The sequence below is a fragment of the Streptomyces atratus genome, assembly GCF_040655115.1.
GTDB classification, from domain to species: Bacteria; Actinomycetota; Actinomycetes; order Streptomycetales; family Streptomycetaceae; genus Streptomyces; species Streptomyces atratus_D.
In genome coordinates this window covers 40,607-63,633 of the sequence record NZ_JBFAJH010000008.1, presented here as the reverse complement: position 1 = coordinate 63,633, position 23,027 = coordinate 40,607, and the positions used below count along the sequence as shown (strand labels likewise).

Here is a 23,027-nt window from a genome sequence, read left to right as displayed (position 1 = left end):
GGGCGGCAGGGGCCGGGGTGTGGGAGTCGTTCTGCCGGAACGCCCAGGCGCCGCACGGGCCGCCGTAGCGCGACGTCATGTCACGTCCTGGGGACCTCGAATGTGACCTGGGCCCCGAAGGCGGCACGCCGGGTGGCCCGGCGCAGCGCCTTCAGCAACGTCCCGCCGACGACGAGGGTCAGCGCCACGGTCAGCACGGCCCGTCCCAGGTCCCAGCCCAGCGAAGTGGCCAGGCAGTAGGCGAGGAAGCGGGTCAGGTTCTCGGGCAGCGGGTCACCGGGATGGAAGGAGATGCCCGAACCGAGGCCCGGCACGATCGTCCAGCCGTACAGGTTCATCACCGTACCGTACGCGAACGCCGCTACACCCCCGTAGGCCGCGAGCATCAGCAGCTCGGCCCGCCCGCGCAGCCGGTCCGGGCCGGGCAGCAGCCCTGCGCCCATGGTGAACCAGCCCATCGACAGCATCTGGAACGGCATCCACGGGCCCACCCCGCCGGTGAGCAGGGCGGACGCGAACATCGTCACCGAGCCGAGCACGAAACCGAAGCCCGGTCCGAGCACCCGGCCGCTCAGCACCATCAGGAAGAACATCGGCTCCAGGCCCGCCGTCCCCGCGCCGAGCGGGCGCAGCGCGGCGCCGACCGCGGCGAGCACGCCCAGCATCGCCACCGCCTTCGCGTCCAGGCCGGAGTCCGCGATCGTCGCGACGACCACCCCGACCAGCAGCGGAAGCAGCGCGGCGAACAGCCAGGGCGCGTCCTGGGAGTGCGCGAGGCCGGAGTCCGCACCGGCCAGCAGCGGCCAGCCGATGGCGACGACACCGATCGCGCTGATCAGGAGGAGCGCGGCGATGGCGCGCGGCCCGAGCCGCACGGCCCGCGCCTGCCGGTCGCCCGTGCGCCGGTCCCTCGGTGTTTCGGCCGCTCGTACGGCCCGGTCCCGGAGCGTCATGCGCCCGCCTCCAGTGCCGCGCGTACCTGCGGCACGGTCAGCCACTCCTGCGGGGCGAGGATCTTCGCGGTCTGCGGTGCGAACGCCGGGGACGAGACCACGACCTGCCGGGTCGGCCCGTCCGCGACGACCTCCCCGTCGGCGAGGATCACCACCCGGTGGGCCAGTTCGGCGGCGAGCTCCACGTCGTGGGTGGCCAGGACGATCGCATGGCCCTCGGCCGCCAGACCGCGTAGCACGCGTATCAGGCGGGCCTTCGCCGCGTAGTCCAGGCCACGGGTCGGCTCGTCGAGCAGCAGCAGTGGGGGGCGCGCGGTCAGCACGATCGCCAGTGCCAGGGCGAGGCGCTGTCCCTCGGAGAGGTCGCGCGGGTGGGTGTCGTCCGGTACGTCCGGCAGCAGCTCGGAGACCAGGGCCCGGCAACTGCCCGCCGCGGCGCCCGCGTCCGTGTCGGCCGCCGCGCACTCGGCGGCGACCGTGTCCGCGTAGAGCAGATCGCGCGGTTCCTGCGGTACGAGCCCGACCCTGCGCACCATGTCGCGCGGCGGCGTACGGTGCGGGGCCCGGCCGCCCACGTGGACGGTGCCGGCCGTGGGCTCGACCGTGCCGACGAGGGTGGCGAGCAGTGTGGACTTGCCCGCGCCGTTGCGGCCCATCAGGGCGACGGTCTCGCCGGGCGTGACGCGGAGCGTCACCCGGCGCAGCGCCTCGACGCGACCGCGCCGCACCCCCAGACCCTCGACCCTGGCGGTCGCTTCCCCCGCAGGACCCAAAGCCGGCTCCGGCTCGTGCGCGCGACGGCGTCCGAACAGCCCGCGCCGCACGGGGGCGTCGGCGGGCAGCGGTGCCGGCGCGGCAGGTGTCGCCGGCGCGGCGGGCGACGGCGGCTCGGCCGACGCCAGCCGTTCCCGCAGCCCGGTCGCCCGGCGTCGCGCATCGCGTACGGAGAGCGGCAGCGGATCCCAGTCCGCCAGCCGTCCCAGCGCGACCACCGGCGGGTGGACGGGGGACACGGCCATGACGTCGGCGGGAGCACCCGTCACGGGTGCGGCGCCCGGCGACGGCAGCAGGACCACCTGGTCCGCGTACTGGACCACGCGTTCCAGCCGGTGCTCCGCCATCAGGACCGTCGTGCCCAGGTCGTGCACCAGCCGCTGGAGCACCGCGAGGACCTCCTCGGCCGCCGCCGGGTCCAGGGCGGACGTCGGCTCGTCCAGGACCAGCACCTTGGGGTGCGGGGTCAGCACCGAACCGATCGCGACCCGCTGCTGCTGGCCGCCGGAGAGCGTGGCGATCGGCCGGTCGCGCAGCCCGGCGAGGCCCAGCAGATCGAGGGTCTCCTCGACCCGCCGCCGCATCACATCGGGGGCGAGCCCCAGTGACTCCATGCCGTACGCCAGCTCGTCCTCGACGGTGTCGGTGACGAAATGGGAGAGCGGGTCCTGGCCCACCGTGCCGACCAGATCGGCGAGTTCACGTGGTTTGTGGGTGCGGGTGTCGCGGCCGTCGACCGTGACCCGGCCGCGCAGCGTGCCGCCCGTGAAGTGCGGCACGAGACCGGAGACGGCCCCCAGCAGCGTCGACTTGCCGACCCCCGACGGGCCGACGAGCAGTACCAACTCGCCCTCCGGGACCGTCAGATCGACGCCGGACAGGGTGGGGTGCGCCGTGCCCTCGTACTGCACCGAGACCTGCTCGAACCGGATCATCACTGCCCCTTCTCGGAGTGCGCGGCGGGAGCGTCGGCCGGACCGGCCACCGCGGGCGGCGCGGGCGCCACCACCGCGGGCAGCAGCCCGACCAGCACCGCCGCCGCGGGCCACAGCGGGAACACCGGCGCGGCCAGGGGTACGACCCCGGGGTGCAGTGCCTCCGGGTCGACGCCGGCCGCCAGGATCATCGCCGCCGCGACCACGGCACCCGACCCCGCCACCAGCCAGGCCCGCACACCCCACCGGTCGGGCCGGTAGCGGGTACGGACCGAGCGGGCGCCGCCGAGCCGCAGCCCGGCCGCAGCGGCGACGAGCCCGGTGAGCAGCAGCGGCAGCCCGTACACCGCACCCTGCGAGGCCAGCAGGCCGTACGTACCGGCGCAGACCCCCAGCAGACCGCCGAGGGTGAGGACGTTCGTGGTGCGCCGGACGGCGGGCGGGACCTGCGCGGTACGCCCGTACCCGCGCGCGTCCATCGAAGCCGCCACCGCCACCGACCGCTCCAGCGCACCCTCCAGCACCGGCAGTCCGATCTGCAGAACGGCCCTGATGCCCCCGGTCGGGCGGCCCCGCAACCGGCGTGCGGTGCGCAGCCGTACCACATCGGCGACCATGTTCGGCGCGAACGTCATCGCCACGACGACGGCGACCCCCACCTCGTACAGCGCACCCGGCAGCGACTTCAGCAGCCGGGCCGGGTTGGCGAGCGAGTTCGCCGCGCCGATGCAGATCAGCAGCGTGGCCAGCTTCGCCCCGTCGTACAGCGCGAAGAGCAGCTGCTCGGCGGTGACCCGGCCGCCGATCCTGACGCCCTGAGCCCAGTCGGGCAAAGGGACTTCGGGGAGGGTGACCACCAGGTGCGTACCGGGGATCGGCGAGCCGAGGACGACGGAGAACAGCAACCGCACGGCGACGACGAACAGCCCGATCTTGATGAACGCGCCGTACGAACGCGCCCACGGCGCGTCCGTCCGGCGCGCCGCCACGACATATCCGGCCACACCCACCAGCAGCCCGAGCAGCAGCGGATTGCTGGTCCGGGACGCGGCGGTGGCCAGCCCGAGCGCCCACAGCCACCAGGCCCCGGCGGGCAGGGCAGTGCTGCGGGTCGCCTCGGGCGCCCGCAGCGCATGGCTGAGCCGGACCGCGCCGGGGGAGGCGGTCATCCGCGCCGGCGGCGGGCCTGCAGGACGGCGGCGATGCCGAGCAGCAGGACGGCACCGAGCCCGACGAGCACCCCGGTGGACGGACCGCTGCGCCCGTTCCCGGGGTGGGAGGGCGAGGGAGAGGCGGACGCCGTGTGCCCGCTGCCGGAGACCTGTTCGCCGCAGCCCGATGCGGGGTAACCGGAGATCGCGCAGAGCAGGGCGTTACTGCTGTAGCGCAGCGGCTTGGCCACCGAGGCGAGCGCCTCGGCGGTGCTCGCCCCGGTGGCGACCTGCGCACAGGCGGTGCGCAGCGCGGGCGGCGTCTCCCCGGCCGGGGCGTCCGCCGGCGTGCCGGGGTCGATGACGAGCGCGACCCGCTTGGTGCCGTCCTTGGCGGGAGTGTCCGCGCAGACCGTCGCGAAGTCGGGGGTACGGCGCGGCTTCGCCGAGTCCTGGGAGTCCTCGCTCACGGAGAACCGGAAGCCCTGCACCGCCCCGTCGTCGGGCCGGACGAGCGAGGGGCCCTGGGTGGCGTAGGCCCAGCCGGACCCCTTGCCCTCCCAGAACGACCAGTAGCGGTAGCCGGCCGCATGAGCGGTGCCCGCGCCGAGCACGGTCAGAGCGGCGCCGAGCACCAGCAGCAGCGCGACGGCCACCCGTCCGCCGAACGCATTCCCCGCACGATGTCCCGCCCGGTTCACGGCTGCTGGGGCTTCCGGCGGCTGCTGATCAGGAAACCGATGCCCGCACCTGCGGCGAGGCCGATACCGACCAGCCACCACACCCCGAGACCGGCGTCGTCGCTGGTGCCGTCCTGTTCCGAGAAGTCGTCCGGGGTCGCACTGGGCGTGATGACGGCGGCGGGCGCGGGACCGCTCGCGTTCAGCTCCCGGACCAGGTCGACACCGCCGAAGTCGCGGGCGTCGGCGCCGGTCGCGTGCGCGGCCAGGACCAGCTGGGCGTAGGCGGCGGGGCCGCTCTCCGCGGCCCAGCTCCTGGAGTTCTTCCGCAGCCAGCCGACCGCACCGGCCGCCTTGTTCTTGTGACCCGCGGAGGCCAGGGCGACGACCGCGTCCGCGGTGTTGCCGAAGTCGGGCAGCGGGGTGGTGTCGTCGGCGCCCGGCATCGGCGGGAGGTTCAGGTGGTTGCCGTTCTTCGCGAGGGCGCCCGCGAGATAGAAGGCGCCGTTCCGGGCGGCCTGTTCCGGCTTGACGACGTCGGCCTTCCGGCAGGCCGGCGGCTTGCCGTCGACCGCGGCGTTGTCCCCGGCGGCCAGCCCCTTGCCCATCGAGCCGAGCACGGCGGCCGCGGTGGCGTCCGCGTTCGCGGCGAGCTTCCCGGCCTTGTCGGGCTGGTACGCGAACGCGCCGCCGTCCGGGCCGCCGCACGGGATCGCGAGCGCGAGCAGCGCGTCGTACGGGGTCTTGCCGCCCGGATTCGTCATGTCGCCGATCCGCTGGCCCTGCCGGGCCAGCGCGCCGATCACGACCGAGGTGGAGTTGGCGTCGCTGGGAGAGCCCGCGCTGTAGCCCCAGCCGCCGTCCTCGTTCTGGATGGACTTCAGCCAGCGGACCCCGTTGTTGACGATGTCGCCGTGCCCGCCGATTTCCGCCAGCGCCTGCACCGCGGCGGCGGTCGCATTGGTGTCCAGCATGGTCTTGGCGTCGCACGGCTTCGAGACATCGGCGCGGTACGAGGCGTAGGCGCCGCTCGCGCACTGCTGGGCGATCAGCCAGTCCACCGACTTCGTCGCGGGCACGACCCCCTCGACGCGCTGGGCGAGGAAGGCCAGCGACTGTCGCCAGACCCCGTCGTACGTCGGGTCCTTGGTGCCGTACAGCCCGGAGGGCAGCGCGGCGGACGGGGTGGGGGAGGGGGACGGCGCCGCGACCGCGGCCGGGGCAGCGGCCGCACAGAGCACGGTGGCGGTGGCGGCGAGCGCTGCTGCGCTGCGGCGTACGGTCATGGTGGGCTGAGCCTCTCCTGGTGCGGAACCGGGCACAGGCACACTCAGGCACCAGGCTCCGGCCCCGTATTCCTCGACGGTGCCGGTCACCGGGGTTCCGGTGACGCGAGCCGGTCACGACCGCGGACAGGGCATTCCGACTCACCGCTGTGTCAGCGGCTCACGGTTGCGTGGTCAGTGCCGGATTCGCACCGGCTTCCCCCTGAACGGGCATGATGACGACTCGCACACTCTACCGGGACGTAGCCCGCTCGCTCCGGGCGGAGGGCTGTCTCCCGCAGCGACGTACGTCACCGTGCGGGGGCGAGGGTGCCGCGGACCGGGTGTTGTCGTACATGACGCCTCGATCTGTCTTCGGGCGTCAACAGTGAGGTGCGATGAGTCATGCGCGGTCCCCGACGAGCCCGGGTCGGCGGCCGGCGCCGACGCGTACACCTCGGCCTGCTTCTTCGGCCCCATCCCGGGCGCCAGGGCCTGCCTGTCCGCGGGCGCCTTGCCGGCTCCCGACCAGCCGCTGCACGCCAGCAAGATCGTGTTAAGCCGGCTTTCGTGCCTCCTGAGGCTGCTGAAGCACCTGAAAGACCCGGGCTGGGCGGCTTCGCGGACCGTACACTGGCTGGTATGACCGTTCGCGACGAAGCGCACCGCCTGCTGGATGCTCTGCCGGAGGACCGGCTGATGGACGCCATAGAGCTGCTGCGCGAGTGGGCCGAGGTGGAGCATGGCGAGCGCCCGCGTCGGCGCTTCCGCACGACCGCTTCTTTCGACGGTGACCCTGACCTCGGGGTGCGCGCCAAGGACGTCGTGCGTGAGGCGTGGGACGGTCAGGAGCGGCGCAGCGCGTGATCGTGATCGACGCCGGCCCCGTGGTCGCGGCGGCCAACCGCAAGGATGATCAGCACGCCGCTTGTGTGCGCCTGCTGGAGAACCATCCGGGCCCGCTGCTGCTGCCGTCCCCGCTCGTGGCAGAGATCGGCTACATGCTCTCCAGCCGGGCAGGAGTGAAGGCCGAGGCCGATTTCCTTCGTGATGTGGCCGACGGTGTGTACGACCTGGTCCCGGTCACCACCTCCTCCGAAGCCGCGCGGGCCGCCGACCTGGTGGAGCGGTACGCAGATCTTCCCCTCGGGACGGCGGATGCCTTCGTCGTGGCCGTGGCGGAGAAGTTCCGCGCGGTCAACGTCGCGACGCTGGATCGCCGCCACTTCAGCATCGTCCGACCCACCCACGTGCCTGCCTTCACCTTGCTTCCGTAGCAAGCCCTCGGCTCCTCGGCCCGGCCTATGGCAGGTGGTCGGGCCTCAGCCGCCGACCGTCAGCCACGACGACGGGTGCGCCGGACGATCACCCGTCACGTGTGCCTCACTCAGCCCCCACCGGCTCAGCCACGCTGTCCATGTCGTCACGGCCTGAGCCAGCCGCGGGCCAGGCGTATGAGACGGCGCAGAGGGTTCGTTGCTCTGTCGGTCGGATCCGTGTGTGCTGGGTGTGCACCCCCGCCGGCGGCCGGTGACCGCCGCCCGGGACAATCAACCGCGGTTGGATGAGCGCGGCGAACCTTGCCGCGGACCTGGACGCATGGCTGCGGATCCTGACCCTCCACGACGAGGCGGACCTCGCCGAGGCCGAGCCGCAGACCATGCGGCTGCGGATCTACCACCAGCCCGCCCGCCTCGCCCGTCCTGGGCCAAGGCTTTCGTCCTCGCCTGGAACCGCCTCACCGCCCTGCCACAACCGACTCGAACCGCACGACCGCATTCCGACGAGGGCCGGCCCCGCCCCGACGAAGACCAGGACGGAGGACACCCGCACTACCCCGGAAACGTGGAAACCGGCGCAGCCGCAGCGACACGCGAAGACCCCACCCGACAACCTCGGGAACAAACGGGGCGAACCGATCACCTCACCGAACAGCAATCACCGCTGACGAATCGAGGCTCGAACGAAATCCGGTTTGCCACAACGCACTGACCTCTACTCCCCGGCTTAACAAACCACCGCCAGATGCCGGGTCCTGAGGTCTTCATGCGCGACGAAGTCGTGTGCGCGGACCAGGTCGCGCGCGGTCTCATGTGCGTGGTCGAGCCGCCGACGACGCACTTTGCCGTGGAGCTGGGCAAAGACCCGGGCCTACGAGGGGCGGCGGTACCGGGGCCGTCCCGGCTGCGGCGAGCAGAGCCCGGACGACGGGCCGTACCCAGACCCGACGCACTCACCACCGGGCTCCGGCAGACCGGGACCGTCCCGGGTGTGCCTCCGGGGCTGCGCGCCGCACGACAGCGTACGAGCGCGGTGGCGTTCGCACCCCGGCCCCGGAGCGGACCCCCTCCAGGCTTCTCACGCACCCTCGTCGACGCAGCACATTCGGTGCCCGAGCCCATTGACAAGCCCGTTGATTTCTCCGAAACTCAGTCACCTTGCGAACCATTGTTCATTCAGCGAACGCGAGATTTCAGTGGGCCCACTCCGGCCTCTGCGGCAGGGAGACCGCGCCGCCTCCTTTCGGCGTGTATCGCGCGCATCGCATGTATCGCGACGAGTGTGAGAGAAGTGAGTATCTGTGACCACCCGCTCCGCCCCGCCCGAGCGCTCGTTCCGCGCCGTCGGCGCCGTCATAGCCCTGTGCTGGCTGGCCGTGTTCTTCGACGGCATGGACGTCAACATCTACGGCGCCGTGATGCCGCACCTGCTCGACGACCCCTCCCTCGGCTTCACCGCCTCGACCGCCGGCTCCGTCGGCAGCTGGACCACCTTCGGCATGCTGATCGGCGCCCTGGCCGCAGGCACGCTCACCGACTGGCTCGGACGCCGGCCTGTCGTGGTCTGGAGCGTCTCGCTGTTCTCCGTCGGCTCCGCACTGTGCGCGCTCGCGCCGTCCGCGACCGTCTTCGGCGCCGGGCGGTTCCTGGCCGGCCTGGGCCTGGGCGGGCTGATGCCGATCGCCCTGGCAATCGTCACCGAGTTCGCCCCGCCGCGCCGGGCCGCGCTCGCCATCGGCCTGCTGATGACCTCATACCACGCCGGAGGCATGGTGGCCACCGGCCTCGGCCTCGCCCTGGCGCCGGACTTCGGCTGGCGCGCCGTCTTCTGGGCCGGTGTGCTGCCCGCCCTGATCGCGGTGCCGCTGGTGCTGAAGTGGCTGCCCGAGTCGCCTGGGGTGCTGCTCGCCAGGGGTCGCGCCTCCGACGCCGAGGCTGTCGCCGCGCGTTACGGCCTGCCCTCGCCGACCGCGGCCGAGGCACCCGAGGCCGGGGCCAGAGGGCGATTCGCCGCAGTCGCGTCGCTGTTCGCGCCCGGTTCGCGGATCGCCACCCCGCTGCTGTGGGTCGCCTCCTTCGCAGGTCTGCTGCTCGTTTACGGCGTCTCCACCTGGCTGCCCCAGCTGATGCGGGCCTCTGGCTACTCCCTCTCCTCCTCCGTCACCTTCCTGATGATCATCAACGCGGGCGGCATCGTCGGTATGCTCCTGGCCGGCCGCGCTGCCGACCGCTTCGGCGCCGTGCGCGTCTCCGCGATCTGGTTCGTCCTGACCGCCTGCGGCACCTTCCTGCTCCGAGCCCACATGCCGCTCGGCGTCGCCTACATGGTCGTCTTCATGACCGGCATCTGGCTCTTCAGCGCCCAGGCCATGGTGTATTCGGCCACCTCCACCGTGTACGCGCCCGCCCAGCGGGCCACCGGCCTGGGCTGGGTCACCGGCATCGGCCGCACCGGCGCGGTCGTCGGCCCCTGGCTCGGCGGCGCCGTCATCGAGGGCGGCAACGCCGGCCTCGGATTCACCACCTTCGCCGTCGCCGCCGTGCTGGGCGCGGTCGCGATCTGCCTGGTGCCGATGGCACGTCGCACCCGGCGCGGGCCCGCTGTGCAGCAGACCTCGACACTGTCGGGTGCGATCGACTGACGCCCAGCCCCGCCCCACCTCGCGAGTGACGCGATCGGACGCGCCCGCGGAACCCCGGCCGACGCCGGGCGTTCCGCGGGCGCGTCCGTTTGATGCGGCGGGTACGCCTGGAAACCACGACGTCCGGAGCCGTTGACGAACCGGGTGCCGGGGGATCAGAATGAGGCAGCAATATGAACTTAAGTTCATCTGACGAACACGAGTAAGAGGCGGGCGGATGGACAAGGTGGTCGCCTCGGCCGCAGAGGCCGTGGCAGATGTCCATGACGGAGCGTCGTTCGCGGTCGGTGGCTTCGGCCTCAGCGGCGTACCGAACACGCTGATCCAGGCGGTGTACGACACCGGAGTCGGCGGAATGGGCGTGGTCTCCAACAACTGCGGCGCGATGGACTCCGGCCTTGCGGTCCTGCTCTCGGCGGGCCGGATCGCCCGGGTCACGGGCAGCTACATCGGCGCGAACAAGGAGTTCGCCCGGCAGTACCTCGCCGGTGAGCTGGAGGTCGAGCTCATCCCCCAGGGCACCCTGGCCGAGCGGCTGCGCGCCGGCGGTTGCGGCATCCCCGCCTTCTTCACGCCGGCCGGCGTCGGCACACAGGTCGCCGACGGCGGACTGCCCTGGCGCTATGACGGCACGGGCGGGGTCTCGGTGGCATCGCCGAGCAAGGAGACCCGCGCGTTCGACGGTGCCGAGTACGTGCTGGAGCGGGGTATCACCACGGACTTCGCACTGGTCCGGGCCGCCAGGGGCGACCGGCACGGCAACCTCGTCTTCAACAAGTCGTCCCGCAACTTCAACCCGCTGGCAGCCATGGCAGGCCGGATCACAATCGCCGAGGTCGAGGAGCTGGTCGAGCCGGGCGAGATCGACCCGGACCAGGTCCATCTGCCGGGCATCTTCGTCCAGCGGGTGGTGGCGCTCACTGCCGAACAGGCCGTGGACAAGAAGATCGAGAAGCGCACGACCCGGGAGGTGTCGGCCTGATGGCCTGGACACGAGACGAGATGGCCGCCCGCGCGGCCCGCGAGCTGGGCGACGGCGAGTACGTGAACCTCGGCATCGGGCTGCCCACACTGATCCCCAACCATCTACCCGCCGGTGTCCAGGTCGTCCTGGAGTCGGAGAACGGCATCCTCGGCACCGGCCCGTTCCCCCACGAGGACGAGGTCGACCCGGACCTGATCAACGCCGGCAAGGAGACCGTCACCGTCCTGCCCGGCGCCTCCTTCTTCGACTCGGCGCTCTCCTTCGGGATGATCCGCGGCGGCCACATCGACACCGCCGTGCTGGGCGCCATGCAGGTCTCCGCCCGTGGCGACCTCGCCAACTGGGCCGTTCCCGGCAAGCTGGTCACCGGCATCGGAGGGGCCATGGACCTGGTGCACGGGGCCCGGTGGGTCATCGTGACGATGACCCACACCGCCAAGGACGGCAGCCCGAAGATCGTCGAGGAGTGCACGCTGCCGCTCACCGGCCGGACCTGCGTCGATCGCATCATCACCGACCTCGGCGTCCTGGACGTCACCGACGACGGCCTCGTCCTGGTGGAGAGCGCCCCGGGCGTCACCGCCGAGGAGATCCAGCGACTGACCGCCGCCCCGGTCCGGATCAGTGCAGCCACCGAAGGGAGCGCGCGATGACCCGTCAGCTGTGCGACGTCTACATCGTCGACGCCGTCCGCACCCCGGTCGGCAAGTACGGGGGCGCCCTGTCCGGGGTGCGCCCCGACGACCTCGCCGCCGGTGTGCTGCGGTCCCTGCTGAGCCGTACGCCGGACCTCGACCCGGCCCGGATCGACGACGTCTTCTTCGGCAATGCCAACGGTGCCGGTGAGGAAAACCGCAACGTCGCCCGGATGGCCGTGCTGCTCGCCGGACTGCCCGTCACCGTCCCCGGCAGCACCGTCAACCGGCTGTGCGCCTCCGGTCTCGAAGCCGTCGTCCAGGCCGCCCGCGCCATCGCGGTCGGCGACGCCTCCGTCGCCGTCGCGGGCGGCGTGGAGTCGATGAGCCGCGCCCCCTGGGTGCTGCCCAAGCCCTCGCGTGCCTTCCCGGCCGGCAACCAGGAGCTGTTCTCCACCACGATCGGCTGGCGCATGGTCAACAAGGGCCTGGAGCCGCAGTGGACCGTCCCGCTCGGCGAGGGCGCCGAACTGATCGCCGACCGGTACGGCATCACCCGCGATCAGCAGGACGCCTTCGCCGTGGCGAGCCACGAGAAGGCCGCCCGCGCCTGGAAGAACGGCCTGTACGACGGCGAGGTCGTGCCCGTCGAAGGTGTCGGCCTCACCCGCGACGAGACCATTCGGGACAACACGTCGCCGCAGTCGCTGGCCGGGCTGAAGCCCGTCTTCCGCCCGGACGGTACGGTCACCGCCGGCAACGCCTCGCCGCTCAACGACGGCGCCGCCGCTCTGCTGCTCGTGGACGAGGAGGGCCTGAAGGCCACCGGGCGTGAGCCGCTGGCCCGCGTCCGTGCCTCGGCCGTCACCGCCGTCGAGCCGCAGTACTTCGGCCTCGGCCCCGTCGAGGCCGTCAGGAAGGCCCTGACCAGGGCCGGCCGCGGCTTCGGCGACCTGACCACGTTCGAACTCAACGAGGCCTTCGCCGCCCAGTCCCTGGGCTGCCTGACCGAATGGCCCGGCCTCGACCCCGCGGTCGTCAACCCGCGCGGCGGAGCCATCGCCATCGGCCACCCGCTCGGCGCCTCCGGTGCCCGTATCGCCGGAGCCGTCGCCCACCAGCTCGCCGCCGCGGGCTCCGGAACCGGCCTCGCCGCCCTGTGCATCGGCGTCGGACAGGGCCTCGCCCTGGTCCTGGAAAGGTAGGAAATCCCGTATGACCACCCCTCTGACCCAAGGTCGGATCTCCGAGGAGATAGCCGAGCGGCGCGAGTCCTACGCCAAGGCCGTGGCCGCCGGCGCGCCCGAACGCAGCCACCCCGACCGCGGTTACGCCCCGTACCGCAGCAGCGTCCTGCGCCACCCCGGCAAGCCGCTGGTCACCCTGCACGACCCCGAGGCCGTGGAACTCTCCGGCCCGGTCTTCGGCGTCACCGACGTCACCGCACTCGACCACGACCTCACCCGCCAGCACCAGGGCGAGCCGCTCGGCGAGCGGATCAAGGTCACCGGCCGGGTCCTGGACCGCGACGGCCGCCCGGTGCGCGGCCAGCTCGTCGAAGTCTGGCAGGCCAACGCCTCGGGCCGCTACGCGCATCAGCGTGACGACCACCCCGCCCCGCTCGACCCCAACTTCACCGGTGTGGGCCGCTGCCTGACCGACGACCAGGGCGCGTACGAGTTCGTCACCGTCAAGCCGGGCGCCTACCCCTGGCGCAACCACGTCAACGCCTGGCGCCCTGCCCACATCCACTTCTCGCTCTTCGGCAACGCCTTTACCCAGCGGCTGATCACCCAGATGTACTTTCCGGGGGACCCGCTCTTCGCCTACGACCCCATCCTCCAGTCCGTCACCGACGACTCCGCACGCGAGCGGCTCGTCGCGACGTACGACCACGACCTGTCCACCCCCGAATGGTCGCTCGGCTATCGCTGGGACATCGTCCTCGACGGTCCGGCCGCCACCTGGATCGAGGAGGGCCGCTGATGTCCACCACCCCGTCGCAGACCGTGGGTCCGTTCTACGGCTACGCGCTGCCCTTCGCCAAGGGCGGCGAGATCGCCCCCGCTGGACACCCTGACGCCCTCACTGTCCACGGCTACGTCTACGACGGCGCCGGGGCTCCCGTCCCCGACGCCCTCATCGAGATCTGGCAACCCGCACCCGACGGCTCGCGCCGCGGCGCGCCCGGGTCGCTGCGCCGCGACCCCGTCACCGGAGCGGTCATCGGCCGGGGCGACGTCGGCTTCACCGGCTTCGGCCGGGTCGGGACCGACGCGGACGGCCACTACGAGCTGCGGACGCTGCCGCCCGGCGGCGTCCCCTACCTCTCGGTGATCGTCTTCGCCCGTGGTCTGCTGCACCATCTGCACACCCGGATCTACCTGCCCGGCCTGACCGACACCGCGGCCGACCTGCTGCTCGCGGGCCTGGAGCCCGAGCGCCGCGCCACGCTCCTCGCCGTCGCGCACGGGGAGCGACTGCACCGCTTCGACATCCGGCTCCAGGGTGACGGTGAGCACGAGGAGACGGTCTTCCTTGCCTTCGACTGACTCCTCCGAGGATCTCGGCCTGCTCTCCCCGGGGCAGGCCGGGGCACCGGTCGAGGCCGCCACCGGCGATGCCGCCTACGTCCGCGCGATGCTTGATTCCGAAGCCGCGCTGACCCGCGCCCAGGCCGCACTGGGCCTCGCCCCCGCCGCGGCGGCGCAGGCAGTCACAGCGGCGGCCGCCGAGACCGGCCGCTACGACGTCCGGGATCTCGCGCTGCGCGCCCGCGCCGGCGGCAACCCCGTCATCCCGCTCGTCGCCGACCTGACCGCGGCCGTTGCCGAGCGCGACCGGCAGGCCGCCGCCCACGTCCACCGCGGCGCCACCAGCCAGGACATCCTGGACACGGCCGCCATGCTGGTCGCCGCCCGCGCCCTGGAACCCGTCCTCGCCGACCTCGGACGCGCGGCGGACGCCCTGGCGCGGCTCGCCGCCGAGCACCGCGACACACCGATCGCCGGACGCACGCTCACCCAGCACGCCGTGCCCACCACCTTCGGCCTCAAGGCCGCCGGCTGGCGCTCGCTCATGCTCGACGCCCACGAACGCCTCGCGGCTGTCCGGGCAGCGCTGCCCGCCCAACTCGGCGGAGCGGCCGGCACCCTGGCGGCCTTCCACGCGTTCGCCGAGGCCGGCCGCACAACCGCCGGCCGGGATCCCAGCCCGGACCTGGGCCTGCGGCTGCTCGCCGGCTACGCCGCCGAGACCGGACTGGCCGAGCCCACGCTGCCCTGGCACACCCTGCGCACCCCCGTCGCCGACCTGGCCGGCGCCCTCGCCTTCACCGCCGGGGCACTCGGCAAGCTCGCCGCCGACGTCCTGCTGCTGTCCCGTACGGAGATCGGTGAACTCGGCGAGGGCAGCGGCGGCGGCTCCTCCGCCATGCCGCACAAGACCAACCCGGTCCGCGCCACGCTGATCGCTGCCGCAGCCCGACAGGTCCCCGCCCTCGTGTCCGTGCTCTACGCCGGGCTCGCCGCCGAGGACGAGCGCCCGGCCGGCGCCTGGCACGCCGAGTGGCAGCCCCTGCGCCAGGCCCTGCGTCTCGTCGGCGGAGCCGCCCGCGACGCCGCCGAACTGGCCGAAGGTCTGCGCGTCCATCCGCACCGGATGCGGGACAACCTCGGCGCCACCGACGGCCTGATCGTCAGCGAGCGGCTCGCCGCAGTGCTGGCAGCTCTGATCGGCCGCGGCGACGCCAGGCACGCGCTCTCCCGGGCCTCCCGTCGCGCCGTCGAGCAGGGCATGGAACTCGACGAGGCCCTCCGGGAGGAGCCCGGCATCGCCGGTGTCCTTCCGCAGGACCGGCTACGCGAACTGACCGACCCGACGCAGTACGCGGGCTCTGCGGGCGCCCTCGTGGACCGCGCCCTGCGCCGCACCGGCGCCGCCCGGAACCCGACCTGACACCGCACCGCCACTGCCCAGGACCCGACCTGACGCGGCGTCGGACATCGACGGCGCCGGGCAGCCCCCGACCCGCCGCACCGTCCGGTGGCCGCGAGCCGTCCGCGACCCACCACCCACCGGATGGCCCCGCACACCCAGCACGAGGAGACCGCATGAGCACTTCTGCCCCCGCGCAGCGTCTGCTGCACCACCGCGTGGACGGCCGGGACTCCGCCCCGCCGCTGATCCTGGGCCCCTCGCTCGGCACCTCGCTTGCCGTGTGGGACCCGCAGACCCCGTCACTGGCCCGGACCCACCGAGTGGTGCGCTGGGACCTGCCCGGCCACGGCGGCTCCCCGGCCGGCCTGCTGCCCGACGGCGGCACCGTCGCCGACCTCGGGCAGCTGGTCCTCGGCCTCGCCGACGCGCTCGGCATCGAGGAGTTCGGCTACGCCGGCATCTCGCTCGGCGGTGCCGTCGGCACCTGGCTCGCCGTGCACCACCCCGAGCGGGTCACCTCGCTCGCAATCCTCTGCTCCTCGGCCCGCTTCGGTCAGCCGGAGGGCTGGTCCGACCGTGCGGCGCTGGTGCGCGCCGAGGGCACCGGCCCGGTCGTGGAGACCGCTCCCGCCCGCTGGTTCACCTCGTCCTTCGCGGCCTCCCCGGCCGCCAGGGCAGTGGTCGACGACTTGTCCGCGGCGGACCCCCGGGACTATGCCGGGCTCTGCGACGCACTCGCCGGCTTCGACCTGCGCGCCGAGCTGCCTCGTATCACCGCGCCGACCCTGGTCGTTGCGGGCCGTGAGGACCTCGCGACGCCCGTCGCGCACGCCCGCGAGCTGGCCGACGGCATCCCCGGCGCGGCCCTGACCGAGGTGGCGCACGCCGCGCACCTCGCCAACGTCGAGCGTCCGGTGCCCGTCCTGGCCGCCCTGTTGGGGCACTTCACGGCCGAGGCCACCCCGCCCACCGACGACGCCTCCCGGTACGGTGCCGGTATGGCCGTGCGCCGCGCCGTGCTCGGCGACGAGCACGTCGACCAGGCGATCACCCGCACCACCGACTTCACCGCCGGTTTCCAGGACTTCATCACCCGCTACGCATGGGGCGAGATCTGGACCCGGCCCGGACTGAGCCGCCGAACCCGCAGCTGCATCACCCTCACCGCGCTGGTGGCCCACGGCCACCACGAGGAGCTGGCCATGCATGTGCGGGCCGCGCGGCGCAACGGTCTCACCCCCGCGGAGATCGAGGAAGTCCTGCTCCAGTCGGCCGTCTACTGCGGCGTGCCCACAGCGAACGCCGCTTTCGCCATCGCGAACCGCATTCTCAAAGAGGAGAACTGACCGCCATGGATCACACCACCGTCGGCATCATCGGCGGCGGCCCCGCGGGCCTGCTGCTCGCCCGGCTCCTGCACAACTCCGGCGTCGACTGCGTCGTTCTGGAGAGCCGTGACCGCACCTACGTCGAGCAGCGCCAGCGCGCCGGCATCCTAGAACAGAGCACGGTCAACGTGCTGCGGGAGTCGGGGGCGGGCGAGCGGCTGGACCGCGAGGGTCTGGTCCACGACGGCATCGAGCTGCGCTGGGACCGCCGGTCACAACGCATCGACTTCCCGTCGCTCACCGGCGGCCGCAAGGTATGGGTGTACGCCCAGACCGAGGTCGTCAAGGACCTGATCGCCCTTCAGGTGGCCTACGGCGCACCACTGTTGTTCCAGGCCCAGGTGAACGCGGTCGCCGGAGCCGACACGGACCGGCCCGTCATCCACTACACCCACCAGGGCCAGGACAGGACTCTCAGCTGCGACTACGTCGTGGGCTGCGACGGGTTCCACGGCGTGACCCGTAGGGCGGTCCCGGACGGTGTCATGAGCACCTTCGAGCGGGTCTACCCCTACTCGTGGTTCGGCATCCTGGCCGATGTCCCGCCGTCCTGCGAGGAGCTGATCTACGCCCACTCGCCGCGCGGCTTCGCCCTGCACAGCATGCGCTCCCCCACGGTCAGCCGGCTGTATCTGCAGGTCCCGAACGGCACCGACCCGGCCGACTGGCCGGACGACCGGATATGGGACGAGCTCGACGCCCGTTTCGCAATCGACGGCGACTGGCGGCTCGCACGCGGCCCGATCACCTCCAAGGCCGTGCTGCCGATGCGCAGCTTCGTCACCGAGCCCATGCGCTGGGGCCGGGTCTTCCTGGCCGGCGACGCCGCGCACATCGTGCCGCCCACCGGTGCCAAGGGGCTCAACCTCGCTGTCTCCGACGTCGTCGTGCTCGCCCGGGCCTTCGCCCATCTGAAGGACAGCGGCTCCGCCGAACTGCTCGATGAGTATTCGGACACCTGTCTGCGCCGGGTGTGGCGCGCGGAGCACTTCTCGTACTTCATGACGACAGCCCTGCACACCGACCCGGGTCAGAGCGCATTCGAGACGCGGCTCCAGGTCTCCCAGCTGGACCGCGTCTCGTCGTCCCGGCACGCGGCCGCGGAGCTCGCGGAGAACTACGCGGGCCTGCGCATCGGTTGAACTCCCGCGGACGCGGCGGCGGTGCGGGGCCGGAAGAGGGCCACCCACCGCGGGCCTGGCCCGGGACCGGGTGCCGGTCACCCCGTCGGCTCAGGTGAAACGGGAGCGCAGGTGCTGGCCGCCCTGCGCGGTCGCAGGGTCCGCCGGGTACGGTTTCCGCACACCCTGGAGGCTCGACGAGGAGGACCGCATGCCGCATGCCGCGACCGCATCCAAGGCGGACGCCGCAGCACCCGGCGGCGACCCGGTCGGACCGCTGGAGCGCGGTCTGGCCGTGCTGCGCGCCCTGGCAGCCCACCCCGGGCCGCGGATGCGCCCCGGCGATCTGGTCCGCGCCACCGGCCTGGCCCGCTCCACCGTCGACCGCATCGTCACCACCCTCACCCACCTGGGATATCTGCGCATCGAGGACGACCGCGACGTGCTGCTCGCGCCGCGCCTGATGGAGCTGGGCAATGCCTACCTCGCCTGCTCCGGACTCCCCGACGCCCTGGAACCGCTCGCAGTCGCGTTGGCCGACGAGCTGGACGAGTCGGTCTCCCTCGCGGTGCCGGACGGCGCCGGAGTGCGGTTCATCAGCCAGTCCACCCGGCGCCGCACGATGGCGCTGGCCTTCCAGATCGGCGACCTGCTACCCGCCGAGCGCTGCGCCCCAGGTGCCCTCTTCGCCGCCGACTGGAGCCCCGAGCAGCAAGCGGCCTGGCGCACCCGGCTGCGCGACGACCCCCGCGACGCCGGCTTCCCCGCGGTTCCTCCCCGTCCGGCGCCACCGGCCCCCGACGAAGTGGAGTCGGCCTTCCGGCAACGGGTGGCCGACACACGGGACGCCCGCTGGGCCGTCGACGACCAGCTGATCGAGCCCGGTCTGGTCGCCGTCGCAGTCCCCGTCCACGCGCCCGACGGCAGCACCGTGTGCGCGCTCAGCGTGGTCAGTCACACCAGCAGGCACAGCGCTCGGTCGCTGGCCGAGCACGCCCTGCCCCGGCTGCGGGAGTACGGGGCGCGGATGGAGGCGGCCCTGGCTTCCCCCGCACCGGCGGCCACGCCGCTCGCACCCGGCGGCCCGGACACCTCACGCGCCGCCAAGGCGGAGCTGGGTCCGGAATTCCTGCAGTCGCTGACCCGGGGGCTGGCTGTGCTCACCGCCCTGGGATCGGCACCCGGTGGGCTCACTCTGTCCGGCGCCGCGGAGGCCACCGGCCTGGCCCGCGCCACCGCCCGCCGGGCGCTGCTCTCCCTCCAGCAGCTCGGGTACGCGGCCGCGGCCGGTGAGGGGCGCCGCTTCATACTGCTGCCCACGGTGCTGGAACTTGGCTACGCCCGGCTCTCCCGGCTGACCTTCGCGGAGATCGCGCAGCCCCATCTGGCCCGGCTGGTGGAGCAGGTGCACGACTCGGCGTCCGTCGCGGTGCTGGCCGACGACGACATCATGTACGTTGCCCGGGTGCACACCGTGCGCATCATGAGCGTCAACATCACGGTCGGCACCCGCTTCCCGGCGTACGCCACCTCCATGGGCCGGGTGCTGCTGGCCGGTCTGGCCGAGCAGGAGGCGGCCGAGCGGCTGGCCCGCGCCTCGGTGCGGCCGCTGACGCCGTTCACCCGGGTCGATGCCGCCGATCTCGCCGAGGCCGTGGCGCAGGCGCGACGGGACGGTCACGCCCTGGTGGACCAGGAGCTGGAGGAGGGCCTGCGCTCGATCGCGGTGCCGGTGCACGACCGTGCCGGCCGGGTGGTCGCCGCCGTGAACGTTTCCACCCACGCCAGCCGGGGCACCCTGGACGATGTGCGGCGCGCGGTGCTGCCCGCGCTCACGGCGGCGGCTGCCGCGATCGAGGAGGACCTGGCGGTCGTGACGGAACGGGTCCGGCTCACGATCCCCTGACAGCTCCGGCTCACGATCCCCTTGACGGGCCGGGCTCATGTCTCGTGACGGGTCGGGTCGTCCGCCCTCAGGTGAGTTCCGTGGCCGTCCCCTCCAGCACGGCGGGGGCCGGGCCCCGTGGATGATCCCGAGGCGCTGTGTCGCCCGGGTCAGTGCCACGTACAGGTCGTTCAGGCCGCGTGTCGACTGGGACAGAATCTCCGTCGGTTCGCCTCGGCCGTCATCAACGCCCGACCGCGCTCGTCGTCGTAGCGATCCGGATTCGTCTCGGAGATCTTCTGGCGTCCAATCGCGCAGAGCACGTATGGGCCCGTCCTCGCAGAGGAGGACGTGATCGGGACGAAGGTCCGCGCCCTCGCCGACCGCGGAGCGCCCCGTGACCTGATCGACGTATTCGCAGCAGCCTGCCGCTGGACCAATCGCGAGCTCGAGGAGTTCGGCCGCCGCCATGCACGCGGCCGCTTTGAGCGCGAGGATCTGCAGGCCAACCTCGCGGGCGCCGAGTGGACCGACGATGAGGCGCTCGCCGCCTACGGCCTCGACGAGGCCACCATGACAGCGCTGCGCGCCTGGGCCGTAATGTGGACCGACGACCTCGCGGCCCGTCTTCTCGATGAGTCCGACGAACCGGATGTCGACTGATCGGGTCCGGTGAGACATGGGCTCCGGCCTACCGGTAATGTCGGCTGGCCACTACGGAGGCAGGGAAACGGTCGGGTCTCCCCCAGCGCCCAGCAGCACCGTCGTAGCCTGGTGTTTCACCGCAGCGACGAGATTAAGGCTCTCCGACTCGTTCAGGGGGTCCTCCGCAGGGGGATGACGTCGGGGCCGGTGGGCATGGCGGGCCAGCGGATCGGGTTCCGGGACGGTTGGACGTGGTCCGCCGCCGGATGTGGATCTGGGCGACGGCGGAAGTTCCGGCAGCGCGGGTGGAAGTGGCGTTTCGCCAAGCCGGCGGGCGCGTTGTTCGTCGCGCTTGCAATCCCGCTGTTTCTCCGCATCACGGACGGCAGGCGGGCGAGCAGTAGACCTGCCTCAGACGGGGGTTGGCGGTGAACTCGCCGCCGCAGGCCGGGCAGCCTGGGCCCTCAAGTGTCGTATTGACCGTCCCAGGGGGCGGAAAAGCCAAAGCGATCGGGGTAGAGCTCGGCCCAGTCGTCTTCTCCTTCGCCCTCTTCGTGGCGTTCAGGGATCAAGCCGAAGATCACGCCGTCAGCGGCCAGCTGGAAGGGACGGATCGCAATATCCCCGTACTCGAGCTGGGGAAGTCCATCCAGCATCTCAGCCAGTCGACTCTCCGCGCGGGCCGGAACGGAGTCGTTGCCGTATGGATGTCGTTGTTGCTCGGCCCATGTTCCGGCGCACCAGATGTCTGAGTCGATGTGCCGCCCCTCGGAGTCGAACCGGTGGAGCACGGCATAGAGACGCTTATGTTCCTCCCATCCATCGCCAAGGCTGACCCCATTCGGGAAGGCGTAGGTGACCGAAGCGAGGAACTGACCTCCTTCATACCGCCCGATCGTCTCGGTGCGGTACTCAGGCTCGTGGGCGATCGGGACGATCTCGGGAACTGCCATGGCGAGAACCATAGACGTAGGCATTGATGCCTCAGAGGGCTGGGACTGTCCCACGTACGGCAGCGGCAACTGCACCGGGTCGTCGAACGGATACTTCGAGCGGTATGTCAACGGATCCAGCAACTCAACCAGTTGGTTCGCCATCACCAACTGACCGGCAAGCGCGAGGTGCAGCCCGGCACGGACATCCGGGCTGCACGGCGGAGCTCCCCCCTCAGGCGGTGCAACCGGTGTCGGCGATGACGAACCAGCCCGCCGGCGACTCCCGCAGGGTGTGCGTGACGAACACGTTGTACAGCCCCATGTTCTGCTCCGAGCCGTTGGCGTACACATAGCCGCCGGTCGTGTGCGCCCTGCCCGCCACCACCTGCGCGTAATTGGTCGCCGTGTAGCAGGTGTCGGTCGCTCCTCCGGTTGTGGTCGCCGTCACCTGGGACGAGACCCCGCCGACCGCGCCCGAGGCGTCGACCGCGGCCACCGTGTAGCGGTACGCGGTCCCGCCGGACAGCCCCGTGTCGGTGAACGCCGTCGACGCGGGCTGGGCGACCTTGCCACCGTCGCGGTAGACGGCGTACGAGGAGGCTCCCGCCACGGCGTTCCAGGACAGCGAGGCACTGGTCCCGGTGACACCGGTGACCGTCAGACCGGAGGGTGCGGGCAGCGGGTCCCCGCCGCCACCGCCCGGTGCGCCCTGGTCCAGCCCCCAGAAGACGCCCGTGTGGTACGTCGAGCAGATCGAGCTCAGGAAGTACGCGGCAGTCGTCCCGCACCGATCGGTTCCCGAGCCGGGGGAGACCGCCAGGCCGTGGCCCATGCCGGAGATGGAGTACGTCTCCACCGCGGGCTTACCGGAGGTGTCGTTGTAGACGCTCCGGGTGGTGTTGCCGGGGAGCGTGTCCGTGCTGGACGGGGTCTGGCCGATGCCCCAGACATCGGTCCACTGGTCACGCAGCGCGGTGGCGTTGGCGGGGTACACCGTGTAGTCGGACGTGCCCTGCCAGATGGCGACCCGCGGCCACGGGCCCGTGTAGCCGGGGTAGGAGCCGCGGACCTTGTCGCCCCACTGGGCGGGCGTCAGCTTCTGCGGGCCCGTCTGGCAGCCGGAAGCGGCCGCCTGGCTGGTGGCGCACTGCGCGGGCAGACCGGAGGCCACGGACCCGCCCGCGAACACGTCCGGGTAGGCGGCCAGCAGGTCGGCGGTCATTCCGCCGCCCGCCGAGAGTCCGGTGACGTACACCCGGCGCCCGTCGGAGCCGTACTGCTGCTTCGCGTGCTCCACCATCTGCACGATGGAGGCGGCCTCGCCCCTGCCCCGGGTGTCTTCCGCCGGATCGAACCAGCCGAAGCAGGACAGCGCGTTGTTGGCGGACGTGGTCTGCGGGAAGACCACGGCGAACTTCCACAGGTCGGCGTATTTCGGCCAGCCCGAGTTGGTGTAGTAGTCGTTGGCCGTCTGCGTACAGCCGTGCAGGGCGATCACCAGGGGTGCGCCCGCGGGCAGACCGGCGGGGGCGTACTCGTACATCTGAAGATTGCCGGGGTTCGAGCCGAAGCCGGTGACCTGCTGGAGGCCGCCGGCGGCAGCGGCCGGCGGGGTTGCGGCCACGGTGCTCAGTGTCGCCGCGACGACACCGAGGACAGCGGTGGACGCGATGCTTCGGAGCAGGCGTCGCAGGATGGATGGGCGCACGGGGGCCTCCCTGTTCGGAACGCGCGGGCCCGCGGGCCCGCGGACTGGTGCCGGAACCTAGGGCTCCGGACCGCTCCGGCCCATGGGGCGGGCTGACATCCCTCGG

Annotated in this window: 20 protein-coding genes, 1 pseudogene and 1 riboswitch; of the genes and pseudogenes, 14 read left to right on the top strand and 7 right to left on the bottom strand. The window is 72.4% G+C overall.

All coding sequences use genetic code 11. From position 1 onward, the window contains the following. Positions 1 to 80 precede the first annotated feature (80 nt). The 5 genes from AB0I23_RS12275 to AB0I23_RS12255 are packed head-to-tail and all read right to left on the bottom strand — an operon-like array spanning position 81 to position 5,779. On the bottom strand, positions 81 to 953 hold the full coding sequence (locus AB0I23_RS12275) for an ECF transporter S component (RefSeq protein WP_359109158.1): 873 nt from the start codon (positions 951 to 953) through the stop codon (positions 81 to 83). Then, the gene (locus tag AB0I23_RS12270) at positions 950 to 2,662 is read right to left on the bottom strand and encodes an ABC transporter ATP-binding protein (RefSeq protein WP_359109157.1); all 1,713 of its coding nucleotides are present in this window, start codon (positions 2,660 to 2,662) and stop codon (positions 950 to 952) included. The genes AB0I23_RS12275 and AB0I23_RS12270 overlap by 4 nt, the downstream gene beginning before the upstream one ends. Beyond that, positions 2,662 to 3,831, bottom strand: a complete 1,170-nt coding sequence (locus tag AB0I23_RS12265) for an energy-coupling factor transporter transmembrane component T (RefSeq protein ID WP_359109156.1) — start codon at positions 3,829 to 3,831, stop codon at positions 2,662 to 2,664. The genes AB0I23_RS12270 and AB0I23_RS12265 overlap by 1 nt, the downstream gene beginning before the upstream one ends. After that, a complete protein-coding gene (locus AB0I23_RS12260) occupies positions 3,828 to 4,469 on the bottom strand; it encodes an SCO2322 family protein (RefSeq protein ID WP_359109155.1) in 642 nt (213 codons plus the stop codon). Before AB0I23_RS12260 ends, AB0I23_RS12265 begins: the two co-directional genes overlap by 4 nt. 41 nt (positions 4,470 to 4,510) lie before the next feature. Then, positions 4,511 to 5,779: a prenyltransferase/squalene oxidase repeat-containing protein gene (locus AB0I23_RS12255; RefSeq protein WP_359109154.1), complete on the bottom strand. Its 1,269-nt coding sequence runs from the start codon at positions 5,777 to 5,779 to the stop codon at positions 4,511 to 4,513. A 63-nt stretch (positions 5,780 to 5,842) separates the two neighbouring features. Continuing rightward, a riboswitch (cobalamin riboswitch) is annotated at positions 5,843 to 6,027 on the bottom strand. A gap of 373 nt (positions 6,028 to 6,400) precedes the next feature. On the opposite strand from AB0I23_RS12255, the gene AB0I23_RS12250 reads away from it, so the two are divergent. The 14 genes and pseudogenes from AB0I23_RS12250 to AB0I23_RS12185 form a co-directional block, all read left to right on the top strand. After that, positions 6,401 to 6,625: a hypothetical protein gene (locus AB0I23_RS12250; protein ID WP_359109153.1), complete on the top strand. Its 225-nt coding sequence runs from the start codon at positions 6,401 to 6,403 to the stop codon at positions 6,623 to 6,625. Beyond that, positions 6,622 to 7,035, top strand: a complete 414-nt coding sequence (locus tag AB0I23_RS12245) for a type II toxin-antitoxin system VapC family toxin (RefSeq protein WP_359109152.1) — start codon at positions 6,622 to 6,624, stop codon at positions 7,033 to 7,035. The genes AB0I23_RS12250 and AB0I23_RS12245 overlap by 4 nt, the downstream gene beginning before the upstream one ends. 287 nt (positions 7,036 to 7,322) lie before the next feature. Continuing rightward, the gene (locus tag AB0I23_RS12240; protein WP_359109151.1) at positions 7,323 to 7,706 is read left to right on the top strand and encodes a hypothetical protein; all 384 of its coding nucleotides are present in this window, start codon (positions 7,323 to 7,325) and stop codon (positions 7,704 to 7,706) included. Between the two features lie 633 nt (positions 7,707 to 8,339). Continuing rightward, the gene (locus tag AB0I23_RS12235) at positions 8,340 to 9,680 is read left to right on the top strand and encodes an MFS transporter (protein WP_359109150.1); all 1,341 of its coding nucleotides are present in this window, start codon (positions 8,340 to 8,342) and stop codon (positions 9,678 to 9,680) included. Between the two features lie 217 nt (positions 9,681 to 9,897). After that, entirely contained in the window at positions 9,898 to 10,662 is a 765-nt protein-coding gene (locus AB0I23_RS12230) for a CoA transferase subunit A (protein WP_359109149.1), read from the top strand. Further along, positions 10,662 to 11,318 (top strand): CoA transferase subunit B, encoded by a 657-nt coding sequence (locus AB0I23_RS12225; RefSeq protein WP_359109148.1) that lies wholly within the window; start codon positions 10,662 to 10,664, stop codon positions 11,316 to 11,318. Before AB0I23_RS12230 ends, AB0I23_RS12225 begins: the two co-directional genes overlap by 1 nt. Then, complete coding sequence (locus AB0I23_RS12220) at positions 11,315 to 12,505, top strand: thiolase family protein (RefSeq protein ID WP_359109147.1); 1,191 nt, start codon at positions 11,315 to 11,317, stop codon at positions 12,503 to 12,505. Before AB0I23_RS12225 ends, AB0I23_RS12220 begins: the two co-directional genes overlap by 4 nt. 10 nt (positions 12,506 to 12,515) lie before the next feature. Beyond that, positions 12,516 to 13,286 carry a protocatechuate 3,4-dioxygenase subunit beta gene (gene pcaH / locus AB0I23_RS12215; protein WP_359109146.1) on the top strand — a complete coding sequence of 257 codons (771 nt, stop codon included), beginning with the start codon at positions 12,516 to 12,518 and terminating at the stop codon, positions 13,284 to 13,286. Then, entirely contained in the window at positions 13,286 to 13,852 is a 567-nt protein-coding gene (pcaG, locus tag AB0I23_RS12210) for a protocatechuate 3,4-dioxygenase subunit alpha (RefSeq protein ID WP_359109145.1), read from the top strand. Before pcaH ends, pcaG begins: the two co-directional genes overlap by 1 nt. Next, a complete protein-coding gene (gene pcaB, locus AB0I23_RS12205; protein ID WP_359109144.1) occupies positions 13,839 to 15,257 on the top strand; it encodes a 3-carboxy-cis,cis-muconate cycloisomerase in 1,419 nt (472 codons plus the stop codon). The genes pcaG and pcaB overlap by 14 nt, the downstream gene beginning before the upstream one ends. A 155-nt stretch (positions 15,258 to 15,412) precedes the next feature. Beyond that, positions 15,413 to 16,585, top strand: coding sequence for a bifunctional 3-oxoadipate enol-lactonase/4-carboxymuconolactone decarboxylase PcaDC (gene pcaDC, locus AB0I23_RS12200; RefSeq protein WP_359109143.1), 1,173 nt, complete (start codon positions 15,413 to 15,415; stop codon positions 16,583 to 16,585). A gap of 5 nt (positions 16,586 to 16,590) precedes the next feature. Continuing rightward, the gene (locus AB0I23_RS12195; protein ID WP_359109142.1) at positions 16,591 to 17,769 is read left to right on the top strand and encodes a 4-hydroxybenzoate 3-monooxygenase; all 1,179 of its coding nucleotides are present in this window, start codon (positions 16,591 to 16,593) and stop codon (positions 17,767 to 17,769) included. 190 nt (positions 17,770 to 17,959) lie between these two features. Further along, positions 17,960 to 19,654, top strand: a complete 1,695-nt coding sequence (locus AB0I23_RS12190) for an IclR family transcriptional regulator domain-containing protein (protein WP_359109141.1) — start codon at positions 17,960 to 17,962, stop codon at positions 19,652 to 19,654. Between the two features lie 264 nt (positions 19,655 to 19,918). Next, a pseudogene (locus AB0I23_RS12185) lies at positions 19,919 to 20,296 on the top strand (nucleotidyl transferase AbiEii/AbiGii toxin family protein); the annotation flags it as partial. A gap of 446 nt (positions 20,297 to 20,742) precedes the next feature. Here AB0I23_RS12185 and AB0I23_RS12180 read toward each other — a convergent pair. Both AB0I23_RS12180 and AB0I23_RS12175 read right to left on the bottom strand, forming a co-directional pair. Then, a complete protein-coding gene (locus AB0I23_RS12180) occupies positions 20,743 to 21,231 on the bottom strand; it encodes a hypothetical protein (RefSeq protein WP_359109140.1) in 489 nt (162 codons plus the stop codon). A 214-nt stretch (positions 21,232 to 21,445) separates the two neighbouring features. Continuing rightward, the gene (locus AB0I23_RS12175) at positions 21,446 to 22,921 is read right to left on the bottom strand and encodes an extracellular catalytic domain type 1 short-chain-length polyhydroxyalkanoate depolymerase (protein WP_359109139.1); all 1,476 of its coding nucleotides are present in this window, start codon (positions 22,919 to 22,921) and stop codon (positions 21,446 to 21,448) included. Positions 22,922 to 23,027: the final 106 nt, after the last annotated feature.